We start from the raw sequence: 16,107 nt of genomic DNA, 5'->3' as shown, positions 1-16,107 counted from the left end.
GATGAAACCGGTCAGAGCAGCTTGGTCAGCGCCATCACCGACATGATGTCGCCTCTGACTTTGATCTTGCCCTTTATCATGGCCATCTGGGGGCTCATCTCCTTGTTGAGGATCGCAACAAAGTTCTTGAGCCCGGCCCGGACGCTGACATCGGCATTCTTTTCGTCGCTCCCGGCAAGTGCCGGCGGATTAACCGTTCCGTCGAGGAAGATCTGGTGGTCGTCCAGACGCATCTCGATCACCTTTCCGAACGGCTCCATCGTGCTCAGCTTGGCGGCAAGAAAGGCAAGGACATCTTCAATCGAAGATCCGATGCGCTCCCCCTGCAACTGCGCGGCGGCCACGTCCTGTGGCTTGGCCGTCGCGGCGGTGAGGCGGGTGCGCCGGTCACCCCACACAAGCGGCAGGTTCTTTGGCTGCAGGATCGGCCCCAGTTCCGTGATCAGCTCTTCGCCCTCGGCGATGCGGAACTCGGGGACAGCCGCCAACAGTTCCTCGATGGCAATCACCGACTCTCGCCGGGCAAGCGGCGCGCCGATGCAGCGGTGAATCCCGTAGGCGAATGTGATGTGTCGCGGGGTCCGGTCGAAATCGACATCGAACGGGCGGTCCCACGCGCCCGGATCGGTGTTGGCCAAGGTCGTCGGCATGGCAATCTTGTCGCCCGGCATGATGGTCACGCCGTCCAGCTCGGTTTGTTTGACGCAGGTGCGGAATGTCGTCACCGCAGCATAGCGGCGGTACATTTCCTCGACCGCGGCGGGAATAAGCGTGGGGTCCTCACGCAGGCGGCGCTGGTCTTGCGGGTGTTCGGCAAGATGGCGGATCTGCCAGGCGATATTGGTGGAGACCGTATCAAGCCCACCGATGAAAAGATTGAAGCACAGCCCGATCAGCTCGTCATCATTCAGCTTGCGCCCCTCGATCGTGGCGGTCACGGCAAAGCTGATCAGATCGTCTGTGGGCTTGGCGCGGCGGTCTTCGATTTCAGCGCGCAAATAGTCGACCACCAGCCGCGTGCCCTTGGCGACCTCTTCGATATCCAGACTGTGCAGCAGCATGAATTCCCATTCCATGAACTGCGCCATCCGGTCATGGGGCAGGCCCATCAGATCAAGAAAGACGACAATCGGGAACTGAAAGGCGAAATGGCCCATGAATTCGCATTCGCCACTGTCCTTGAACGCCGCAATCGCTTCGCGCGCCGCGTCACGCACCTTGTCTTCCAGCTTGCGCATACGGCCGGGCGTAAAAAGCGGGTTGAGCAACGTGCGGTAAACCGCATGGGCAGGCGGATCGATTTCGACCGGCACGAGGTTCCAGGTCTCTCCGATCAGTGTCGGAAACGGCGAAAAGGCCTCGCTCGAGAAATGGTCGGTATCCATGTAAAGCGCCTGTAGCGTTTCCAGCCGCCGCGGAACCCATGCCGGCTGAAACCCCGGATAGAAATTCGTGGAATAGATCAGGCCCGGCCCTTCGTGCAGAGCGGGAACCATGGTGCTGAACGGGTTGCGGGAGGTCTGCGCCCCCATGATGAACGGGTAATCCTCACGCACCAGATGTTCAGGCACATGGGCCGGTGTATCGGCAATCACGCCGGCTGTGTCACTCATGGTATCCCCCCAAGGTCGTTTACTCGATCTCCGCCCTCACGCTAAGGTCTGGGGGCCGGAAGAAAATGCCCATTCATTGTAGTGTGCACCTAGCTAAGCGGTGGCAGCCCACAGGGCGCCGGGAGACAACAGGGAGGAAGGGGAGGTGTGATGCCGACAGAGCAGCGCAAGCGCCGCAGGTCGAAACGGGAGGGGTTGAAACTAATTCTGGAGGCGGCGACCAATGAGTTCTGCCGCGCGGGCCTGGCGGGGGCCAAGCTTGATCTGATCGCGCTGGAGGCCGGTGTTTCCAAGCAGCTCATCCACCACTATTTCCGCAACAAGGCCGAACTCTACGTTGCGGTGATGGAAGAGGTGACAGCGGTGGCCATCCAGCAACTGTCGATGCCCGATTACGAATCCCTCTCGCCGGAAGAGGCGATCCGGATGTTCCTCGGAGGTGTCTTCGATCTGTTCGTAAGGTGGCCGTTCCTGGCCGGGCTTTTCAACGATCAAAGCGTCTATCGCGGAAAACACATTCCCGAATGCCGCGAACTGAAACAACGTGGCCCCGAACTGATCGTGCGCATTTACGATATTTTTCGCACCGGACAGGAGACAGGAGTGTTCCGCAAGGAGCTGGAGCCCGAAGCCGCTTTTTCGGTCGCGATCATGGCGGTGATCGGTAATTTCACCGGCGGAAAGGTCATCGCGGGGTTCGTTCCGGTGGATTTCTCGGCTCCCGAACGGCTGGATTTCTGGCGGAAGTTCGCAACCGATTTCTCGCTGAATGCAATCATGATCGAGCCCGAAGCTCACATGAAGGCAGGCGCGGCCGCATCGTCACGCCTGCCCTGAGATGCTGCGCGATCAGCCTGTGGAACTCTTGCCCCGGTAGCCAAGCTCGCCCGCGAACAGCTCCGAGATCTCCTTGCGCGTCACCTGGGCCTTATCCGGGAGCCGGCTGTTCTGAACCGCTTTCTCATGGTTCTGGTGAACAACCTGCAAGGCGTCCTGCGCTTCTTTCAGCTTTGCCGCGACGCGCACCCGCGCGCCGATTTCGGTCACGTCGAACGGCTTGGTGATATAATCCGTCGCACCGGCGGCAAATGCCTGATCTATCGAGTCCTTGTCCGACATCGCCGTCAGCATGATGATCGGCGTGTCGGCATAGCCCCGCAACGCGCGGATCTGCCGGCAAAGCTCGATCCCGTCCATACCCGGCATCTGGATATCGAGCAGCAGGCAATCAAAGCCGGGCTGTTCGTGCCGCACCAGCGCGAGCGCATCCAACGGCGTCGCACTGGCCGAAACGTCTTCGTAACCGAACAGCGCCAATACCATCGGCAGCAGTTCGAGAATGAAGTCGTCATCGTCTACCACAAGAAGTTTCACACCGACCCCCCAAGGCTGTGCAGAGATTCATAATTCAACCTAGGCGATATTTCGCCGGGGAATATGGAAAGTTTGCGGTCATTTTGTGGCAGGCTCGGGCGCATGCCCGCGACCTTGCGTCACCCGCCCGCCAATCCGCCTGCCACGGTACGCGATGTCGCAACGGCCTCAGCGCCCTTTGCGCGGGTGCGGCGCCCGGACGGCGCGGGCCTCGGGCCCCGGCTTGGCCGGAAAGCGTGTGTAGCGCGAAATGTCATTCGCCGGCACCGCCACGGCCACAGGCTCGTCGGGCTGGGCCTTGCCGAAGCGCGCCCTTTGCATCCCGCGCCCGTCGCCCGCCGGTGCGGCGTCGCCCGCCTGATCGCCCGCATCGTCGGAATAGTCCAGCATCCAGACCCCGGCGCCCAGCATCATCATGAACCACACATAGGCCGACAGCCAGATATGCACCGTGGCCAGCGCGAACATCAGCCCGATCAGGGAAATCAGATACCCCTTGCGGTAAGACAGCATGCGCTCTGTCTTGAACGGCCGGAAGGCGAGCTGGATGATAAGAAGGATGAACGAACCGATGAACAGCAGGAAGCCAGGTATGCCGTACCTCATCGCCATCAGAAGCCAGAAGTTATCGACGCTGGGCCGCAACCAGAAGGGCCGCACCCAGTCTTTCTGGCCCAGACCGAATATCGGATTGGCCCAGACGTTCTGGATGCCATAGTCGAAAATCAGGATCCGCGTGTAGGACGTTCCCTGGTTCAGGGTCAGATAGCTGACGAACACATGGAACGGCGTCCGGTTGGAGGCAAGGTCGATCGCCACATAGACAAAGACGAACGCCGCGAGCAAAAGCAGCCAGCGGGATTTCACCTGCCGCGTGACATGATCGTAGAGCACGAACAAATACTGCAGCGACAGGATCATGATTGCGCCGGTCGAGACGGAACAAAATGCCGCGACCACCACGCCAAACGCACGCAGCATGGACACCGGCGTCGCCGCCCGGAAGTTGAGGACATAGATCACCATGCCCAGCGGCGCGGCGCAGAAGACGCCATAGAGAATCGGATGCGGAAACACCACCTGCGCCCGCTCCAGCCCCAGACGCGCTTCATAGGTGATGATCTTGGTGGAGTTCACGAAATTGCTGAAGAAGTGAATGATCGGCGGCTCGCCCGTCTGGGTTTCGATGATGGCGAACGGCATCAGGATCATGATCGCGATGAAGTTGATCTTCACGAAGCTCCGGAACGTCTCGGGAGACCGGATCAGCACGCGGCCAACCATGTAGCCGCCGACAGTTTCGACGATCTGATACCCGACCGGCTCGATCGCGTTGGAAAACCCGTGCGCGACGATAAGCGCCAGCGCCGACCACAGCGCCGCCGCGAAAACCGCGAAATCGACCATGTGAACCGAGCCCGTCTTGCCGCTCGCCCAGGAAAACAGCATGGGAAAGAACATCAGCAGCAGCAGCGCGCGTGACAGATGCAGATTGAGCGCACCCACCGAAAGGATCACCGGCACCAGCAGGCAGATGAAGACGATCACCAGCATAACGGGCTTTCCCGCCGGGGAGTCGCCAATCGCAATCCTGCGGAACTGCCCGCCGCCACTCAGTGCACTATCTACCATTCCAGAAACCCTGCCCGGTCCGCTACGCCACAAAAACACCATAAGACGAAAGCGGCACAGACACTATATGCTGCAATAGCCCGCCGCGATCCGGTGCGCACCCGCCCTTGCGAGGGAATAGATGGATACAGCCGTTGAGATCCCGGCCGCAGACCGCTACATATCCGCTGCACACCGCGCCTTCGCCGGATGAATGCCTACCCCGGCATTTGCCTGAGCATTGAGGTCCTGATATGGCCACATCCGGGCAAAAGTTTAAATTCAGGAACCACCGTGACAAACACCCTCTATCAGAACGACCTTCCCGATGAACTGGACCTGGGCCCCGTCGTCGCGATCGATTGCGAAACGATGGGCCTGAACCCGCATCGCGACAGGCTGTGCCTGGTGCAGATGTCCGGTGGCGATGGCAACACCCACCTGGTGCAGATCGAAAAGGGCCAGACAAGCGCCCCGAACCTGTGCCGGATGCTGACCGACCCGAAGGTGCTCAAACTGTTTCATTTCGGGCGATTCGACATTGCCGCGCTGTATCACGCCTTCGGCGCTCTGACCGCGCCCGTCTACTGCACCAAGATCGCGTCGAAACTGATCCGCACCTATACCGACCGGCACGGACTGAAATTCCTGCTTCAGGAACTGCTCGAGGTAGACATCTCCAAGCAGCAGCAAACCTCCGACTGGGGTGCCGCGACGCTCAGCGACGCGCAGATCGCCTATGCCGCCTCCGACGTGCTTTACCTGCACCGGCTGCGCGAGGCGCTGAACAAGCGGCTGGCCCGCGAGGGGCGCACCGAGATTGCCCAGTCCTGCTTCGACTTTCTGCCAACCCGCGCCCGGCTCGATCTGATCGGCTGGCCCGAGATCGACATTTTCGATCACTGATCCGATGAACAAGGAAACCTTCCTCCTGACCGGCCGCCGCGTCATCGCCCGAGAGGCACAGGCGCTGACCCTTCTGGCCGATGCGCTGGACGAGAGCTTCGCCGAGGCCGTGGCGCTGATTCTCGGCGCACAGGGGCGTGTCATCGTGTCCGGCATGGGCAAATCGGGGCATATCGCGCGCAAGATCGCGGCGACCTTCGCCTCCACCGGCACCCCCGCGCATTTCGTCCATCCCGCAGAGGCCAGCCATGGCGATCTGGGCATGCTGGCCAGGGGCGACGTGGCGCTGGTGCTGTCCAACTCCGGCGAGACGCCCGAACTGGCCGATATCGTGGCCTATACGCGCCGCTTTTCCATTCCGATGATCGGCGTCGCGGGCCGCGCGGGTTCGACCCTGCTGCGGGAATCCGACGTGGCGCTTTTGCTGCCGCCCGCGCCCGAAGCCTGCGATACCGGCATCGTTCCCACCACCTCTACCACCATGACGCTGGCGCTGGGCGACGCGCTTGCCATCGCCCTGATGGAACACCGCCAGTTCACACCGGAACATTTCCGCGCCTTCCACCCCGGCGGCAAGCTCGGCGCGCAGCTTTCCAAGGTGCGCGATCTGATGCACGGGCCCGATGAGCTGCCCACCGTTGTCACCGGCACCCCGATGAGCGGCGCGCTGCTGACCATGAGCCAGAAAACCTTTGGCGTGGTCGGCGTGACCGACGAAAACGGCCGGCTGATCGGCATCGTCACCGATGGCGACCTGCGCCGCCATATGCAGGGCCTGCTCGATCTGACCGCCGATCAGGTAATGACCGAAAACCCGCTGACCATCGCCCCCGACGCCCTGGCCGAAGAGGCGCTGGCGGTGATGAACGGGCGCAAGGTGACCTGCCTGTTCGTGGTCGCACCCGGCGGCGACGGCCGAGCCGAGGGCATCCTGCATATCCATGATTGCCTGCGCGCCGGGGTCGCCTGAGGCGATGGCCTCCCGCGATAACGCCTATTCCCGCTTCATCGCGCTGGCGAAAATCATCCTGCCGCTGGCCGCGCTGGCGCTGTTGTCGACGCTGTTCATGTTCTCGCATGATGGCGACCCGACCGATTCCCTGCCCCTGGGCAAAGAGGATGTCGAACGGCTGGCGCGCGAACAGCGGATCAACGAACCGAACTATTCCGGCGTCACGTCCGATGGCACCGCGCTTTCGATCTCGGCCGATACCGCGCGCCCCGATCTTCTGAACCCGAGCCGCGGCACCGCATCGACCATTTCCGCCCGGCTCGATTTCCCCAACGGCGCCCATACCGATATCTCGTCGGTCGCGGGTATGATCGATACGGATCAGGACCGCGCAGTGCTTGAGGGCGGGGTGCATATCATCACCTCCGATGGATACGACATCGTTACCGACAGCGTGATCACCGCACTGACGCACACCTCTGTCACCGCTGACAGCACGGTTGAAGTGACCAGCCCGATGGGCGATCTGACAGCCGGACAGATGCAGCTTGATGAAACAGGCGGGGAAAACGGCGGCTACGTTCTGGTTTTCAAGCAGGGCGTCAAGCTGATATACGAACCCGAAAACAGGGGAGATACCCGTTGATGAACCTGCGGGCCGGTCTGGCCGTTCTCTTTCTTGCGGCTTTGCCGGCGATGGCGCTTGCCCAGGGGGCGCAGGTGGCCTTTGGCGGGCTACGGCAGGACAGCTCGCTTCCGGTCGAGATCACGGCGGATGAATTGCGCGTCGATCAGGCCGCCGGCACCGCCGTGTTCACCGGCCAGGTGATCATCGGCCAGGGAGAGATGCGCCTGACCGCCCGAAAGGTCGTGGTCGAATATGCCACGCAGAACGGCACCACCACCGGCCGCATCGCGCGGCTTCACGCCTCGGGCGACGTGGTTCTGGTGAACGGCGCCGAAGCCGCCGAAGGGCGCGAGGCCGTCTATTCCATCGACGAATCCTCGATCGTGATGACGGGCGACGTGATCCTGACCCAGGGCCAGAACGCGCTTTCGGGCGAACGGCTCGTCGTCGATCTGAACAGCGGAACCGGGGTGATGGAGGGGCGCGTGAAATCCATCTTTCAGCCCGGTGCCGAACAATGAGCCGGGCCCCCGATCTGAAGGTTTCGGATGGCGATGCCGGCCTGAAGGTCGTGCATCTTCGCAAGAGCTACCGCCGCCGCCCGGTGATCCGCGACGTCAGCCTGGAACTGGGCCGGGGCGAGGTCGTGGCCCTGCTCGGCCCGAACGGATCGGGCAAGACGACCTGCTTTTACAACATCGCCGGCCTGATCACGCCCGAAGGCGGATCCGTCATGATCGACGGTCGCGACGTGACCGGCCTGCCGATGTACCGGCGCGCCAAGCTGGGCATCGGATACCTGCCGCAGGAGGTCAGCATCTTCCGCGGGCTGTCTGTCGAGGATAACATCCTGGCCATTCTGGAGATCGCCGAGAAAGACCCGCACAAGCGCCGCGAACGCCTGGAAGAGCTGCTGTCGGAATTTTCCATCAGCCACCTGCGCCGCGCCTCCGCGCTTTCGCTTTCGGGCGGCGAACGGCGACGCGTGGAAATCGCGCGCTGTCTCGCGGCCAATCCCAAATACCTGCTGCTGGATGAACCCTTCGCCGGTGTCGATCCGATCGCGGTGGGCGAGATTCGGGGCCTTGTCTCCGATCTGAAGACACGGGGGATCGGCGTGCTGATCACCGATCACAACGTGCGCGAGACGCTGGAAATCGTCGATCGCGCCTATATCCTGCACGATGGCACCGTATTGATGAGCGGCACCACGCAAGAGGTGGTGCAGGATGAAAACGTCCGCCGGGTCTATCTGGGGCAGAACTTCCGCATTTCGTGACGCGGGCGCGAAAGCGCCGGCCGGCATCCCGCTCGCCGCGCTGCGGCATAGCTATTCCGTTGACACACGCCGCTGAATTATCGCCAAATGCGTGGAATGTATGACCGTTCCTTCATCGTTCAGGCGCTGCCGTACAAGGCTGGTGCAAAGAACGCGCCCGGAGACTTCCGGGCGACATGGCCCTCGATTTATAACAACATGGTCCCGCTTCTGCGCCCTATCGGCAGGGCAGCCATGTGCAAAAAAGGAGGTGGCGTGATGCGCTATCAAATCAGTGGGAAACAGATCGACATCGGCGAAGCGCTTCAGACACATGTGAAACAGGAACTCGGCGTGGCGGTCGACAAATACGCCGAACGCCCGACCGACGCCAATATCATCTTTTCCCGCAATGCGCATGAATATGTCTGCGAGGCCACCGTACACCTTTCCACCGGCCTGACCGCGCAGGCCAAGGCCCACGCCACCGAAATCTACGCCGCCTTCGACGGCTGCCGCGACAAGATGGAGAAGCAGTTGCGCCGCTACAAACGGCGCCTGAAGGACCATCACCGCGACCGGGCGCAGCCGGTTGAACTAAGCGGCGCGTCCTCGTATATCCTCGCCAGCACGGAGGATAGCGAAGATTCGGAGCCCGAAACGCTTCAGCCGATGATCATCGCCGAGATGGAAACGACAGTCCCGTCGCTTTCGGTTGGCGAGGCGGTCATGCAAATGGAACTGGCAGGTGCCCCGCTCCTGGTTTTCCGCAACGAAAAGTCCGGAGGGATCAACATCGTCCACCGCCGTGAAGACGGCAATGTTGGATGGATTGATCCATGAGGGGCAACAGATAAACGGCCCGCCCGGTTGGTTGGCGGCAGGCAGTATTGGATACATGGAACTTTCAAGCATCCTAAAACCCGAGGCGGTCAAGGTTTTTGGCACGCTGTCCAGCAAGAAGCGCCTTTTTCAGGATCTGGCTGAAATTGCCGCGTCTGTCTATGGGCTGAATGCCTCCGACGCCGTGGACGCGCTGCAGGAGCGTGAAAGCCTTGGCCCCACGGGCGTGGGCCACGGCGTGGCCCTGCCCCATGCCCGGCTGGAGGGGCTGGACACCGTCGTAGGCGTGTTCTTGCGTCTGGAAAAGCCGCTGGATTTCGATTCCGTCGATCGTCAGCCGGTCGATCTGGTGTTTGCCCTGTTCGCGCCCAAGGATTCGGGCGTGCACCATCTCAAGGCGCTTGCCCTGGTGTCGCGCACCCTGCGCGACGCCACGATTTGCGGCAAGCTGCGCGCCAATTCCGATCCCGCCGCGCTGCACGCCGTCCTTACCGAGACGCCGGCCTCTCAGGCGGCCTGACGGGCGGCTGCCAGGCACCATAACCGAACGACAGATAGTCCCGCTGATAGGCGTCGCGCGCCGCCTCTTCCAAAGCGTGATCATAGATCGTCGACAGCGAAACAGGATGCGCCGCGCTGCCCACGAGCGGGCCACGCGGCGCCAGACCCACCTGCGCGGCCAGTACCGCCAGCTCTTCTGTCAGCCTTTCGGCCCGCACCACCATATCGGGCAGGGCAAACTGCGCCATGCCCTGCATCAGGCTTGATTGCGTGGCCCAGGCCGGATCGACGCGAATGCTGGTCTGGCCGTTCAGGTTGCCCTTCAGAAACTGAAGAAACGCCAGAAACGCCGCCCGGTGCGCGTCTGGCCCGTAGCCTTCCAGCCCGCCCGTGGGCAGGGGAAGCTTGTAGGTCTTGCGCAGGGTGGCGCGGATCTCGCCGAAACTGCCAGGCCCGGTACGCAGAATACGGTCGCAAAACGTGTTATGCGCCCGTTCCAGCGGGTGGGTGACGACGGTAAAGGCGCGGTGCCCCGGGCGCTGCCGCTTCCACTGGCGCAGGGTCTTTTGCGTGAACCCGCGCCGGAGCGCGCCATGCTCCGCCCCGTCGAGCGCCGCCAGCCACTGTTCGACCGCATCCACCGGCCCGCCCTGGATCGGCATGAACAGCAGCGGCACCTGCGCCCCCGCCACATAGCCCGGAACCGACGGGCCCCGGCGCGGCTCGAAATTCGGAGTGCGCGACAGATCGAACCGGTCGAGCTGTGCCAAGGCATCCTGCATCTCGGCGAAATTCGTCACCTTGTCCGAAAGCGGCGCCGGGTTCTGCTTTTTCAGCTGGTCCGAAACCGCATCAACTGTCTCTGACACACCCAGAAACCGTGCAAGCCCGTTCAATACCGCAAGATCCTGCAGATCCTCATAGGCCAGATAAAATCCCGTCTGCCCCGAGCACTGAAGGCTGTGCAGGATCTCTTTCTGAAACCCCTGAACGCGATCCAGATGATCCCGGAACTCAGCCGGATCAAAGCGGATGCGTTTGGTCCGCTGATGCCGCATGTCCGTCAGCTTCCACTGGCCGGTGGCCGCCGCGATCTTCAGCGAAACATAGCTGTCCAGCGGATTGCGCGTCAGGATGACCTTGGCGCAGCGCCGATCGTTCAGCACATGCGTCAGGATACGCGGATCGTGATCGTGGAAGAAACGGAAGCCGGGCAATGCACCGCCCTGCGCAACCAGAGCCGACAACAGGCGAAACGGGTCTTTTTCACGCTGCACCAGCGTAACCCCGAACATCTCGGTCACGCCGCTATGGCCGATGAAACTGGGGTTGAACGCCTCGCCATGGCAGGTCAGCCCGTCGAACGCGTTCACATTGGCCTCCAGGAAATTGGAGCCGGTGCGCATTTCCGCAAGGATAACGAAATAATCGAACGGGCCTGCCATATGTCCTTACTTCACCAGATAGGGTTTGTGCCGCTCTCGTGTCGAGGATGCCGGATCATCGCCCACCGGGAAATCCCCCATCAGATGCGGATGCATGCCCTGATTCTTGAGGTTCTGCAGGAATTGCCCGAACCCGTTCAGAGCGGCCATCACCGGCGCCTCTGTCAGCCGCCGCTGTCCGCGCGGCGCGATCTCGTCGATGATGATCTGCAAGGGTTCCATCGGGTTTTGCACAAACTCCGCCATCGTCCAGATCCGCACCCGCGCCCGCGTGTGGGGAGAGCGCAGGATATCCAGATGCTTCGCCTCGATCTTTTGCAGCGCCGCCGCCTCGCGCCGGATATAGGCGAAATTGTTCGAGGAATGAAACAGCGGCACCGCCCAGGCGCCGGTGATAACGGAAATCTGCGCATTCGGGTCCGTGGCCAGATACCAGCTTATGTCCTGCTCGTCACCGGGGCCGAACTGAAAGCACTGACGCTCTCCACGGGTGTTCCAGATCAGGTTGGTCAGAAACGCCTTGGGATCATAGTCGCGCAGCGCGGCACTGTCGGGCAGCCCGCCGTTATACACGGTCTCGCCGCCGGCGAACTGCGCCCGCGCCGGGTGAAACAGATGCCCGTGCACCCGCCCCCCGACCGCCTTGAACAGCCAGGTCTCGAAGTTTTCGAACAGCTCCTCGAACCCTTCGAATACCGAATAAGGCGCGCAGGTCTTGCCGTTTTCCCAACCCTCGTTCGGATAGCGGCTTTGCATGTAAAGGCCGGACCGGCCGCGCGTCCGCCGATCCACCGCCTTGGCAAACAGCCTGTCGATTTTGCCGGGGTTCGGCTCCGCGTTCTTGGTGACGGCCGGATCGTTGGACAAAAAGCTGGAATAGAGCCGATCCGCCTGCGGCCAGATCTTGCGCGCCACGAAACAGTCGGACCGGCGCAGAAGCTGCAGGTGATCATCATAGAAGATATGCGGCTTGCCCTGAAAATCGAACTTCGACAGGGTCAGCGAGCGGCTTTCGATGTTCTGACTGTATTGCCGGACGAGTGTCTGAAAATAGCTTTCATCGGGAATCCAGACCTTGGTGAAATACCGCTCGAACATCTCGCGGTCCGGGTCGTTCAGAATCGCGGTCAGCGTCTCGCGCGTCAGGCACCACCATTGCGATCCCAGATGCGGCACGAGGCCGGCGGGAATGCGGCGTTTGAAGCCCAGTTTCCGCTGCAGCCTGACATAACGGTCAAACAGATAGCGGTGCCGCTTCCACGAAAACGGAAACCGCAGGGTGAAACGCTCACGGTCGAGGCCGCCAACCGTCCAGGGCACATCCTCGGTGGTCACGGATTCGATGAAATCGGTGCGCGGCCGACTGTCGAGATACTGGCGCAGCTCGCCCACCGGGCGCAGCGGCAGGCACGATCCAGAGGCGAGATACACATGCCGGACCTGCGGAAATGACGCCAGCACCAGCTCGGCCGCCGATTGCGTCGCGGCGACGATCGACCATGTGCCCCATTCCACCCGGTGGCGCTTGCTGAACTTCACATTGCCGAGATCGGCCAGCCCTTCGGCGAAGGCAGTATAGTCCTTGCGGTTCACCCGCCTGTCGACATGGATGACAACCGGACAGCCGCTGGTGGCCCAGTGGCGCGCCACGGCGGTTGCCCTGTCGAGCGCATTGTGAACCAGCATCACAAAGCCGACGCTCACGCCCAGTTGCCCTTTGACATCAGCCCCAGAATCTCCAGCTGGCGCCAGTTGATGTATTTCTCGGACCATTTGCACCACAGGCTGGCATTGTCTTTCAGCCCGTCGTTATAGGCCCGGTATTCGTGGCTGTTGGCGTAGTGCTGCTTTCGAACCAGCTCTTCCTCGGATTTCTCGACGAAGCTGTTCAGAAACTTGGCATGCAGCAGGCAGCCCGATGCCTTTTCCCCGCCCCATTCGTCATAGACCAGGTTCAGGCCACGCGGCAAAAGCATGTGGGTCGCGCTGACATAGGTATAGGTGCGGTGCCATTTCACCAGCGGGATCTTGTTCAGCGCGGGCGCCCGCTCCGGCTGATCGTAAAAGAAGGTGCGCGCGCGCGGCCCGCCCTGAATCCACAGGTTTCCGAACTTGGAATTCTTGTGGATCGTGTAATTCCCGCTGTCGAACCATTCGGCGATTTCGAACGGGTTGGCGCCGGCGCGATATTCCTCGGCATCGACGGCGCCGCGCGGATACATGTCAACCAGCATCGCCCCGAAGGATTTGATCGAAGAGGCATCGAGCCAGTCCGTCAGGGCGCGGATCGGCCGGGTATCGCAGAACGGATAGATGAAGAATTCGTCGATATCGACAGTCAGGCACCAATGGCCGTGGGCATATCTGCGTTGCAGCCAGTTCAGCCAGTCAACGCCGAACCGGGCGCGCCGATAGCTCTTGTTCGTTGTCCACAAAGAAACATCGGGTTGGCTTTCCAGATATTCCCGCGTGCCATCGTCAGAACCGTTATCGACCATGATGAAATGGTTGATGCCCAGGTCACGGTAATACTTGAAGAAATACGGCAGGCGCACACGTTCGTTGCGCAGGGTCGAAAACAGCAGCACGTCGTCGGCGCGGATCGATACGGTGCGGTCGGCGACGGGTTTGAGCTCCCGCCGTTTGCGAAGCGCACGAAGCCGCCACCGCTTGCGCTGAAGCCGCAGACGATATGACGAAATCGCGCCCACCCCATCTCCTCTTGCCCGGCACCGGGATACCGTTGCCGCAGCAGCTAGCACGCGCGGATTACATATTGCCTAAGACGTGCCTGAAATGGCCCTCCCACGATGGAATGGTCGGTTTCTGACCCGCCTTTCCATGCGCCCCGCCCGGCTTTTGCCCGCTTTGTACCTGTTCCTCGATCTTGTTCCGCCAAGAATAGACATCGCGCCCGGCCAGGTAAACGGGGTAATCGCCCAGTGTCTCACGGTAAACCGCAAGGTCCGTCGCGATCACCGGAACGCCTTGGGCGGCGGCCTCCGCCGGTGGCAGGCCGAAACCTTCGGCCAGGCTGGGAAACAGCAGCGCCCGCGCGCCCCGAACCAGCCTTGCCAGCGGCCCGTCGGCCATGTCGGAAATCTCGAAAACCGTCTTGCCCATGTAGGACCCGCTGTCGAGCCTGCGAAACACCGCCTCGTTTCGCCAGCCGCGCCGGCCGATGATGAAAAGCTTCGGAATCTGTCCGGCCGGCAACCGGGCGTGCAGATCCTCCCAGACGTCCAGCAACAGCGAATGGTTCTTGCGCGGCTCGATGGTACCGACGGTAACGAAATAGGGCTGGACAGGCTCTGCTTCGCCTGAATCGTCCGCCGGGGCGACCTCGATCCCCGGATGCGCAAAGATCACTTTGGGCTGCGGCAAGCGCTCGCCGAAATGCCGCAGCACGTCGCGCCGCGATGCATCCGAAGGGCAGATCACCAGATCGGCGTTCCGGCGCACAGCCTCCAGCCGGGTACGAAATTTCGGGGGGATGCCGACGCCCGAAAACTGCGGGAAATCCAGCGGGATCGTGTCGTGGATAAAAACCACAACCCGGCCCGCCCCCTGCGCATGAACCGCCTGCATCATCGGTTCGGTCAGATTGCTGTGGCCCACGTTGAAATAGACCATGCCGGGCCCAAGATACCGGTCGAGCATCGCGCCAAGCCCCCCGGGCCGACAGCGCGCCACGCAAAGCCGCCGCAAATCGGCCTCGCCCCGCGCGCGGGGCGACTGGCGCCAGAGAAAGCCCCGCCCCCAGTCCGCATCGCCGCACAGCCGCCGCAGCAGTTGCCCGGCCCCGGCCCGGTCCAGCAGCACATATCCCAGCGCCGTTCGGGAAATCGCGAAAAAAGGCTCTGTGTCAGCCAGAAAACGCTTCAGATAGGCCAGTTCGACCCGATCGACACCGGTCAGCACACCGTGCCCCGCGCGTGAGATCAGGCGGGTGACATCCAGCAGCCGCGGACGCGGCTCAGCGATCGTAGTGGCCGGTCTGGTGCCAGCGCCAGGCATCGGAAATCATCGCCTCCAGGGTCGAGCGTGTCGGGCTCCACCCCAGTTCGGTTTCCGCCCGCGTACTGCCGGACACAAGGCAAACCGCATCGCCCGCGCGGCGCGGGCCTTCCTCGAACGGAACCGGGCGGTTGGTAACGGAACGCGAATGATCGATCACCTCGCGCACCGAAAAGCCCTTGCCGGTGCCCAGATTGAACACCCGGCTGCCCTTGCCCTGCTCCAGCCATTTCAGGCCCAGAACATGCGCATCGACCAGATCCATCACATGCACGTAGTCGCGGATGCAGGTGCCGTCGGCCGTGTCGTAATCCGTGCCGAAAACCGTCAGCGCCGGGCGCTTGCCCTCGATCGCGTCCAGCATCAGCGGGATGAGATGCGTCTCGGGCTGATGATGCTCGCCCACCTCGCCTTCGGGGTCGGCGCCGGCCACGTTGAAATAGCGGAAGATGACCGATTTCAAACCATGGCTGGCCTCGAAATCCTTCAGGATATCCTCGATCGCGCGCTTCGACGCGGCATAGGCGTTCAGCGGCATCTGGGCACTGTTTTCATCCAGCACCACACCATCCTGATCGCCATAGGTCGCGCAGGTAGAGGAGAATACGAAATCCATACAGCCGGCCGCCACCGCCGCCTCGATCAAGGAGAGCGATCCGCAGACGTTGTTGTACCAATATTTCCCCGGCTCGCGCATCGCTTCGCCCACCTGGCTGAAGGCCGCGAAATGCATGACGGCGACAGGCTTGTACCGCGCGAAAACATCATCCAGCCGCGCCCTGTCGGTCAGGTCGCCCTGCTCGAACGGCCCGAACTTGACCGAGTCAGCCCAGCCGGTGGAGAGATTGTCATAGGTGACGGGCACATAGCCGGCCGCGCGCAAAACCTTGCAGGCATGCGACCCGATATAACCCGCGCCCCCGGTTACCAATACATTCGTCATCTGTTCCCAGCCTGCG

General features: G+C 62.1%; 16 protein-coding genes. 8 read left to right on the top strand and 8 right to left on the bottom strand.

Translation table 11 applies throughout. The annotated features are described in order from the left end of the window. Positions 1-11: 11 nt before the first annotated feature. Positions 12-1,613 (bottom strand): cytochrome P450, encoded by a 1,602-nt coding sequence (locus tag TQ29_RS00550; protein ID WP_082386482.1) that lies wholly within the window; start codon positions 1,611-1,613, stop codon positions 12-14. A gap of 150 nt (positions 1,614-1,763) precedes the next feature. Between TQ29_RS00550 and TQ29_RS00545 the strand changes: the two genes are divergently transcribed. After that, complete coding sequence (locus tag TQ29_RS00545; RefSeq protein ID WP_054537596.1) at positions 1,764-2,450, top strand: TetR/AcrR family transcriptional regulator; 687 nt, start codon at positions 1,764-1,766, stop codon at positions 2,448-2,450. A 12-nt stretch (positions 2,451-2,462) separates the two neighbouring features. Here the strand turns inward: TQ29_RS00545 and TQ29_RS00540 are convergent, their stop codons facing one another. Together TQ29_RS00540 and TQ29_RS00535 are read right to left on the bottom strand one after the other, a co-directional pair. Continuing rightward, positions 2,463-2,987: a PleD family two-component system response regulator gene (locus TQ29_RS00540; RefSeq protein WP_052071159.1), complete on the bottom strand. Its 525-nt coding sequence runs from the start codon at positions 2,985-2,987 to the stop codon at positions 2,463-2,465. 168 nt (positions 2,988-3,155) lie between these two features. After that, positions 3,156-4,619, bottom strand: a complete 1,464-nt coding sequence (locus tag TQ29_RS00535; RefSeq protein ID WP_157445486.1) for an O-antigen ligase — start codon at positions 4,617-4,619, stop codon at positions 3,156-3,158. A gap of 273 nt (positions 4,620-4,892) precedes the next feature. On the opposite strand from TQ29_RS00535, the gene TQ29_RS00530 reads away from it, so the two are divergent. The 7 genes from TQ29_RS00530 to TQ29_RS00500 all read left to right on the top strand — a co-directional run bounded on the left by TQ29_RS00530 (position 4,893) and on the right by TQ29_RS00500 (position 9,705). Then, complete coding sequence (locus tag TQ29_RS00530; protein ID WP_054537594.1) at positions 4,893-5,504, top strand: ribonuclease D; 612 nt, start codon at positions 4,893-4,895, stop codon at positions 5,502-5,504. Between the two features lie 4 nt (positions 5,505-5,508). After that, the gene (locus TQ29_RS00525) at positions 5,509-6,474 is read left to right on the top strand and encodes an SIS domain-containing protein (protein ID WP_037203680.1); all 966 of its coding nucleotides are present in this window, start codon (positions 5,509-5,511) and stop codon (positions 6,472-6,474) included. Positions 6,475-6,478: 4 nt separating this feature from the next. Continuing rightward, a complete protein-coding gene (locus TQ29_RS00520; RefSeq protein ID WP_162231800.1) occupies positions 6,479-7,102 on the top strand; it encodes an LPS export ABC transporter periplasmic protein LptC in 624 nt (207 codons plus the stop codon). Continuing rightward, positions 7,102-7,605, top strand: a complete 504-nt coding sequence (gene lptA / locus TQ29_RS00515) for a lipopolysaccharide transport periplasmic protein LptA (RefSeq protein ID WP_054537592.1) — start codon at positions 7,102-7,104, stop codon at positions 7,603-7,605. The genes TQ29_RS00520 and lptA overlap by 1 nt, the downstream gene beginning before the upstream one ends. Beyond that, complete coding sequence (gene lptB / locus TQ29_RS00510; protein WP_054537591.1) at positions 7,602-8,363, top strand: LPS export ABC transporter ATP-binding protein; 762 nt, start codon at positions 7,602-7,604, stop codon at positions 8,361-8,363. The genes lptA and lptB overlap by 4 nt, the downstream gene beginning before the upstream one ends. 258 nt (positions 8,364-8,621) lie before the next feature. Then, positions 8,622-9,185 (top strand): ribosome hibernation-promoting factor, HPF/YfiA family, encoded by a 564-nt coding sequence (gene hpf, locus TQ29_RS00505; RefSeq protein WP_037203923.1) that lies wholly within the window; start codon positions 8,622-8,624, stop codon positions 9,183-9,185. Between the two features lie 55 nt (positions 9,186-9,240). Further along, positions 9,241-9,705 carry a PTS sugar transporter subunit IIA gene (locus TQ29_RS00500; RefSeq protein WP_054537590.1) on the top strand — a complete coding sequence of 155 codons (465 nt, stop codon included), beginning with the start codon at positions 9,241-9,243 and terminating at the stop codon, positions 9,703-9,705. Here TQ29_RS00500 and TQ29_RS00495 read toward each other — a convergent pair. Genes TQ29_RS00495 through galE form a run of 5 tightly spaced genes read right to left on the bottom strand, consistent with a single transcriptional unit; the run spans position 9,674 to position 16,091 of the window. Next, positions 9,674-11,131 (bottom strand): hypothetical protein, encoded by a 1,458-nt coding sequence (locus tag TQ29_RS00495; protein ID WP_054537589.1) that lies wholly within the window; start codon positions 11,129-11,131, stop codon positions 9,674-9,676. The genes TQ29_RS00500 and TQ29_RS00495 overlap by 32 nt on opposite strands. A 6-nt stretch (positions 11,132-11,137) precedes the next feature. Beyond that, positions 11,138-12,835: a beta-1,6-N-acetylglucosaminyltransferase gene (locus tag TQ29_RS00490; RefSeq protein WP_054537588.1), complete on the bottom strand. Its 1,698-nt coding sequence runs from the start codon at positions 12,833-12,835 to the stop codon at positions 11,138-11,140. Next, complete coding sequence (locus tag TQ29_RS00485; RefSeq protein WP_054537587.1) at positions 12,832-13,842, bottom strand: glycosyltransferase family 2 protein; 1,011 nt, start codon at positions 13,840-13,842, stop codon at positions 12,832-12,834. Before TQ29_RS00485 ends, TQ29_RS00490 begins: the two co-directional genes overlap by 4 nt. Before the next feature lie 58 nt (positions 13,843-13,900). Continuing rightward, positions 13,901-15,148 carry a glycosyltransferase family 1 protein gene (locus TQ29_RS00480; protein WP_054537586.1) on the bottom strand — a complete coding sequence of 416 codons (1,248 nt, stop codon included), beginning with the start codon at positions 15,146-15,148 and terminating at the stop codon, positions 13,901-13,903. Next, the gene (galE, locus tag TQ29_RS00475; RefSeq protein ID WP_037203692.1) at positions 15,108-16,091 is read right to left on the bottom strand and encodes a UDP-glucose 4-epimerase GalE; all 984 of its coding nucleotides are present in this window, start codon (positions 16,089-16,091) and stop codon (positions 15,108-15,110) included. The genes TQ29_RS00480 and galE overlap by 41 nt, the downstream gene beginning before the upstream one ends. Positions 16,092-16,107: the final 16 nt, after the last annotated feature.

The organism is Actibacterium sp. EMB200-NS6, assembly GCF_001305615.1.
In the GTDB taxonomy this organism is placed as follows: Bacteria; Pseudomonadota; Alphaproteobacteria; order Rhodobacterales; family Rhodobacteraceae; genus Actibacterium_A; species Actibacterium_A naphthalenivorans.
The sequence above is the reverse complement of the archived record's forward strand: the minus strand, read 5'-3'. Positions and strand labels throughout refer to the sequence as shown.

What these genes read in the sequence shown, in the direction of transcription:
- TQ29_RS00550 (WP_082386482.1), bottom strand. Translation starts at nt 1,613, where the DNA reads ATGAGTGACACAGCCGGCGTGATTGCCGATACACCGGCCCATGTGCCT.
- TQ29_RS00545 (WP_054537596.1), top strand. Translation starts at nt 1,764, where the DNA reads ATGCCGACAGAGCAGCGCAAGCGCCGCAGGTCGAAACGGGAGGGGTTG.
- TQ29_RS00535 (WP_157445486.1), bottom strand. Translation starts at nt 4,619, where the DNA reads ATGGTAGATAGTGCACTGAGTGGCGGCGGGCAGTTCCGCAGGATTGCG.
- TQ29_RS00525 (WP_037203680.1), top strand. Translation starts at nt 5,509, where the DNA reads ATGAACAAGGAAACCTTCCTCCTGACCGGCCGCCGCGTCATCGCCCGA.
- TQ29_RS00520 (WP_162231800.1), top strand. Translation starts at nt 6,479, where the DNA reads ATGGCCTCCCGCGATAACGCCTATTCCCGCTTCATCGCGCTGGCGAAA.
- lptA (WP_054537592.1), top strand. Translation starts at nt 7,102, where the DNA reads ATGAACCTGCGGGCCGGTCTGGCCGTTCTCTTTCTTGCGGCTTTGCCG.
- lptB (WP_054537591.1), top strand. Translation starts at nt 7,602, where the DNA reads ATGAGCCGGGCCCCCGATCTGAAGGTTTCGGATGGCGATGCCGGCCTG.
- hpf (WP_037203923.1), top strand. Translation starts at nt 8,622, where the DNA reads ATGCGCTATCAAATCAGTGGGAAACAGATCGACATCGGCGAAGCGCTT.
- TQ29_RS00500 (WP_054537590.1), top strand. Translation starts at nt 9,241, where the DNA reads ATGGAACTTTCAAGCATCCTAAAACCCGAGGCGGTCAAGGTTTTTGGC.
- TQ29_RS00495 (WP_054537589.1), bottom strand. Translation starts at nt 11,131, where the DNA reads ATGGCAGGCCCGTTCGATTATTTCGTTATCCTTGCGGAAATGCGCACC.
- TQ29_RS00480 (WP_054537586.1), bottom strand. Translation starts at nt 15,148, where the DNA reads ATGCCTGGCGCTGGCACCAGACCGGCCACTACGATCGCTGAGCCGCGT.
- galE (WP_037203692.1), bottom strand. Translation starts at nt 16,091, where the DNA reads ATGACGAATGTATTGGTAACCGGGGGCGCGGGTTATATCGGGTCGCAT.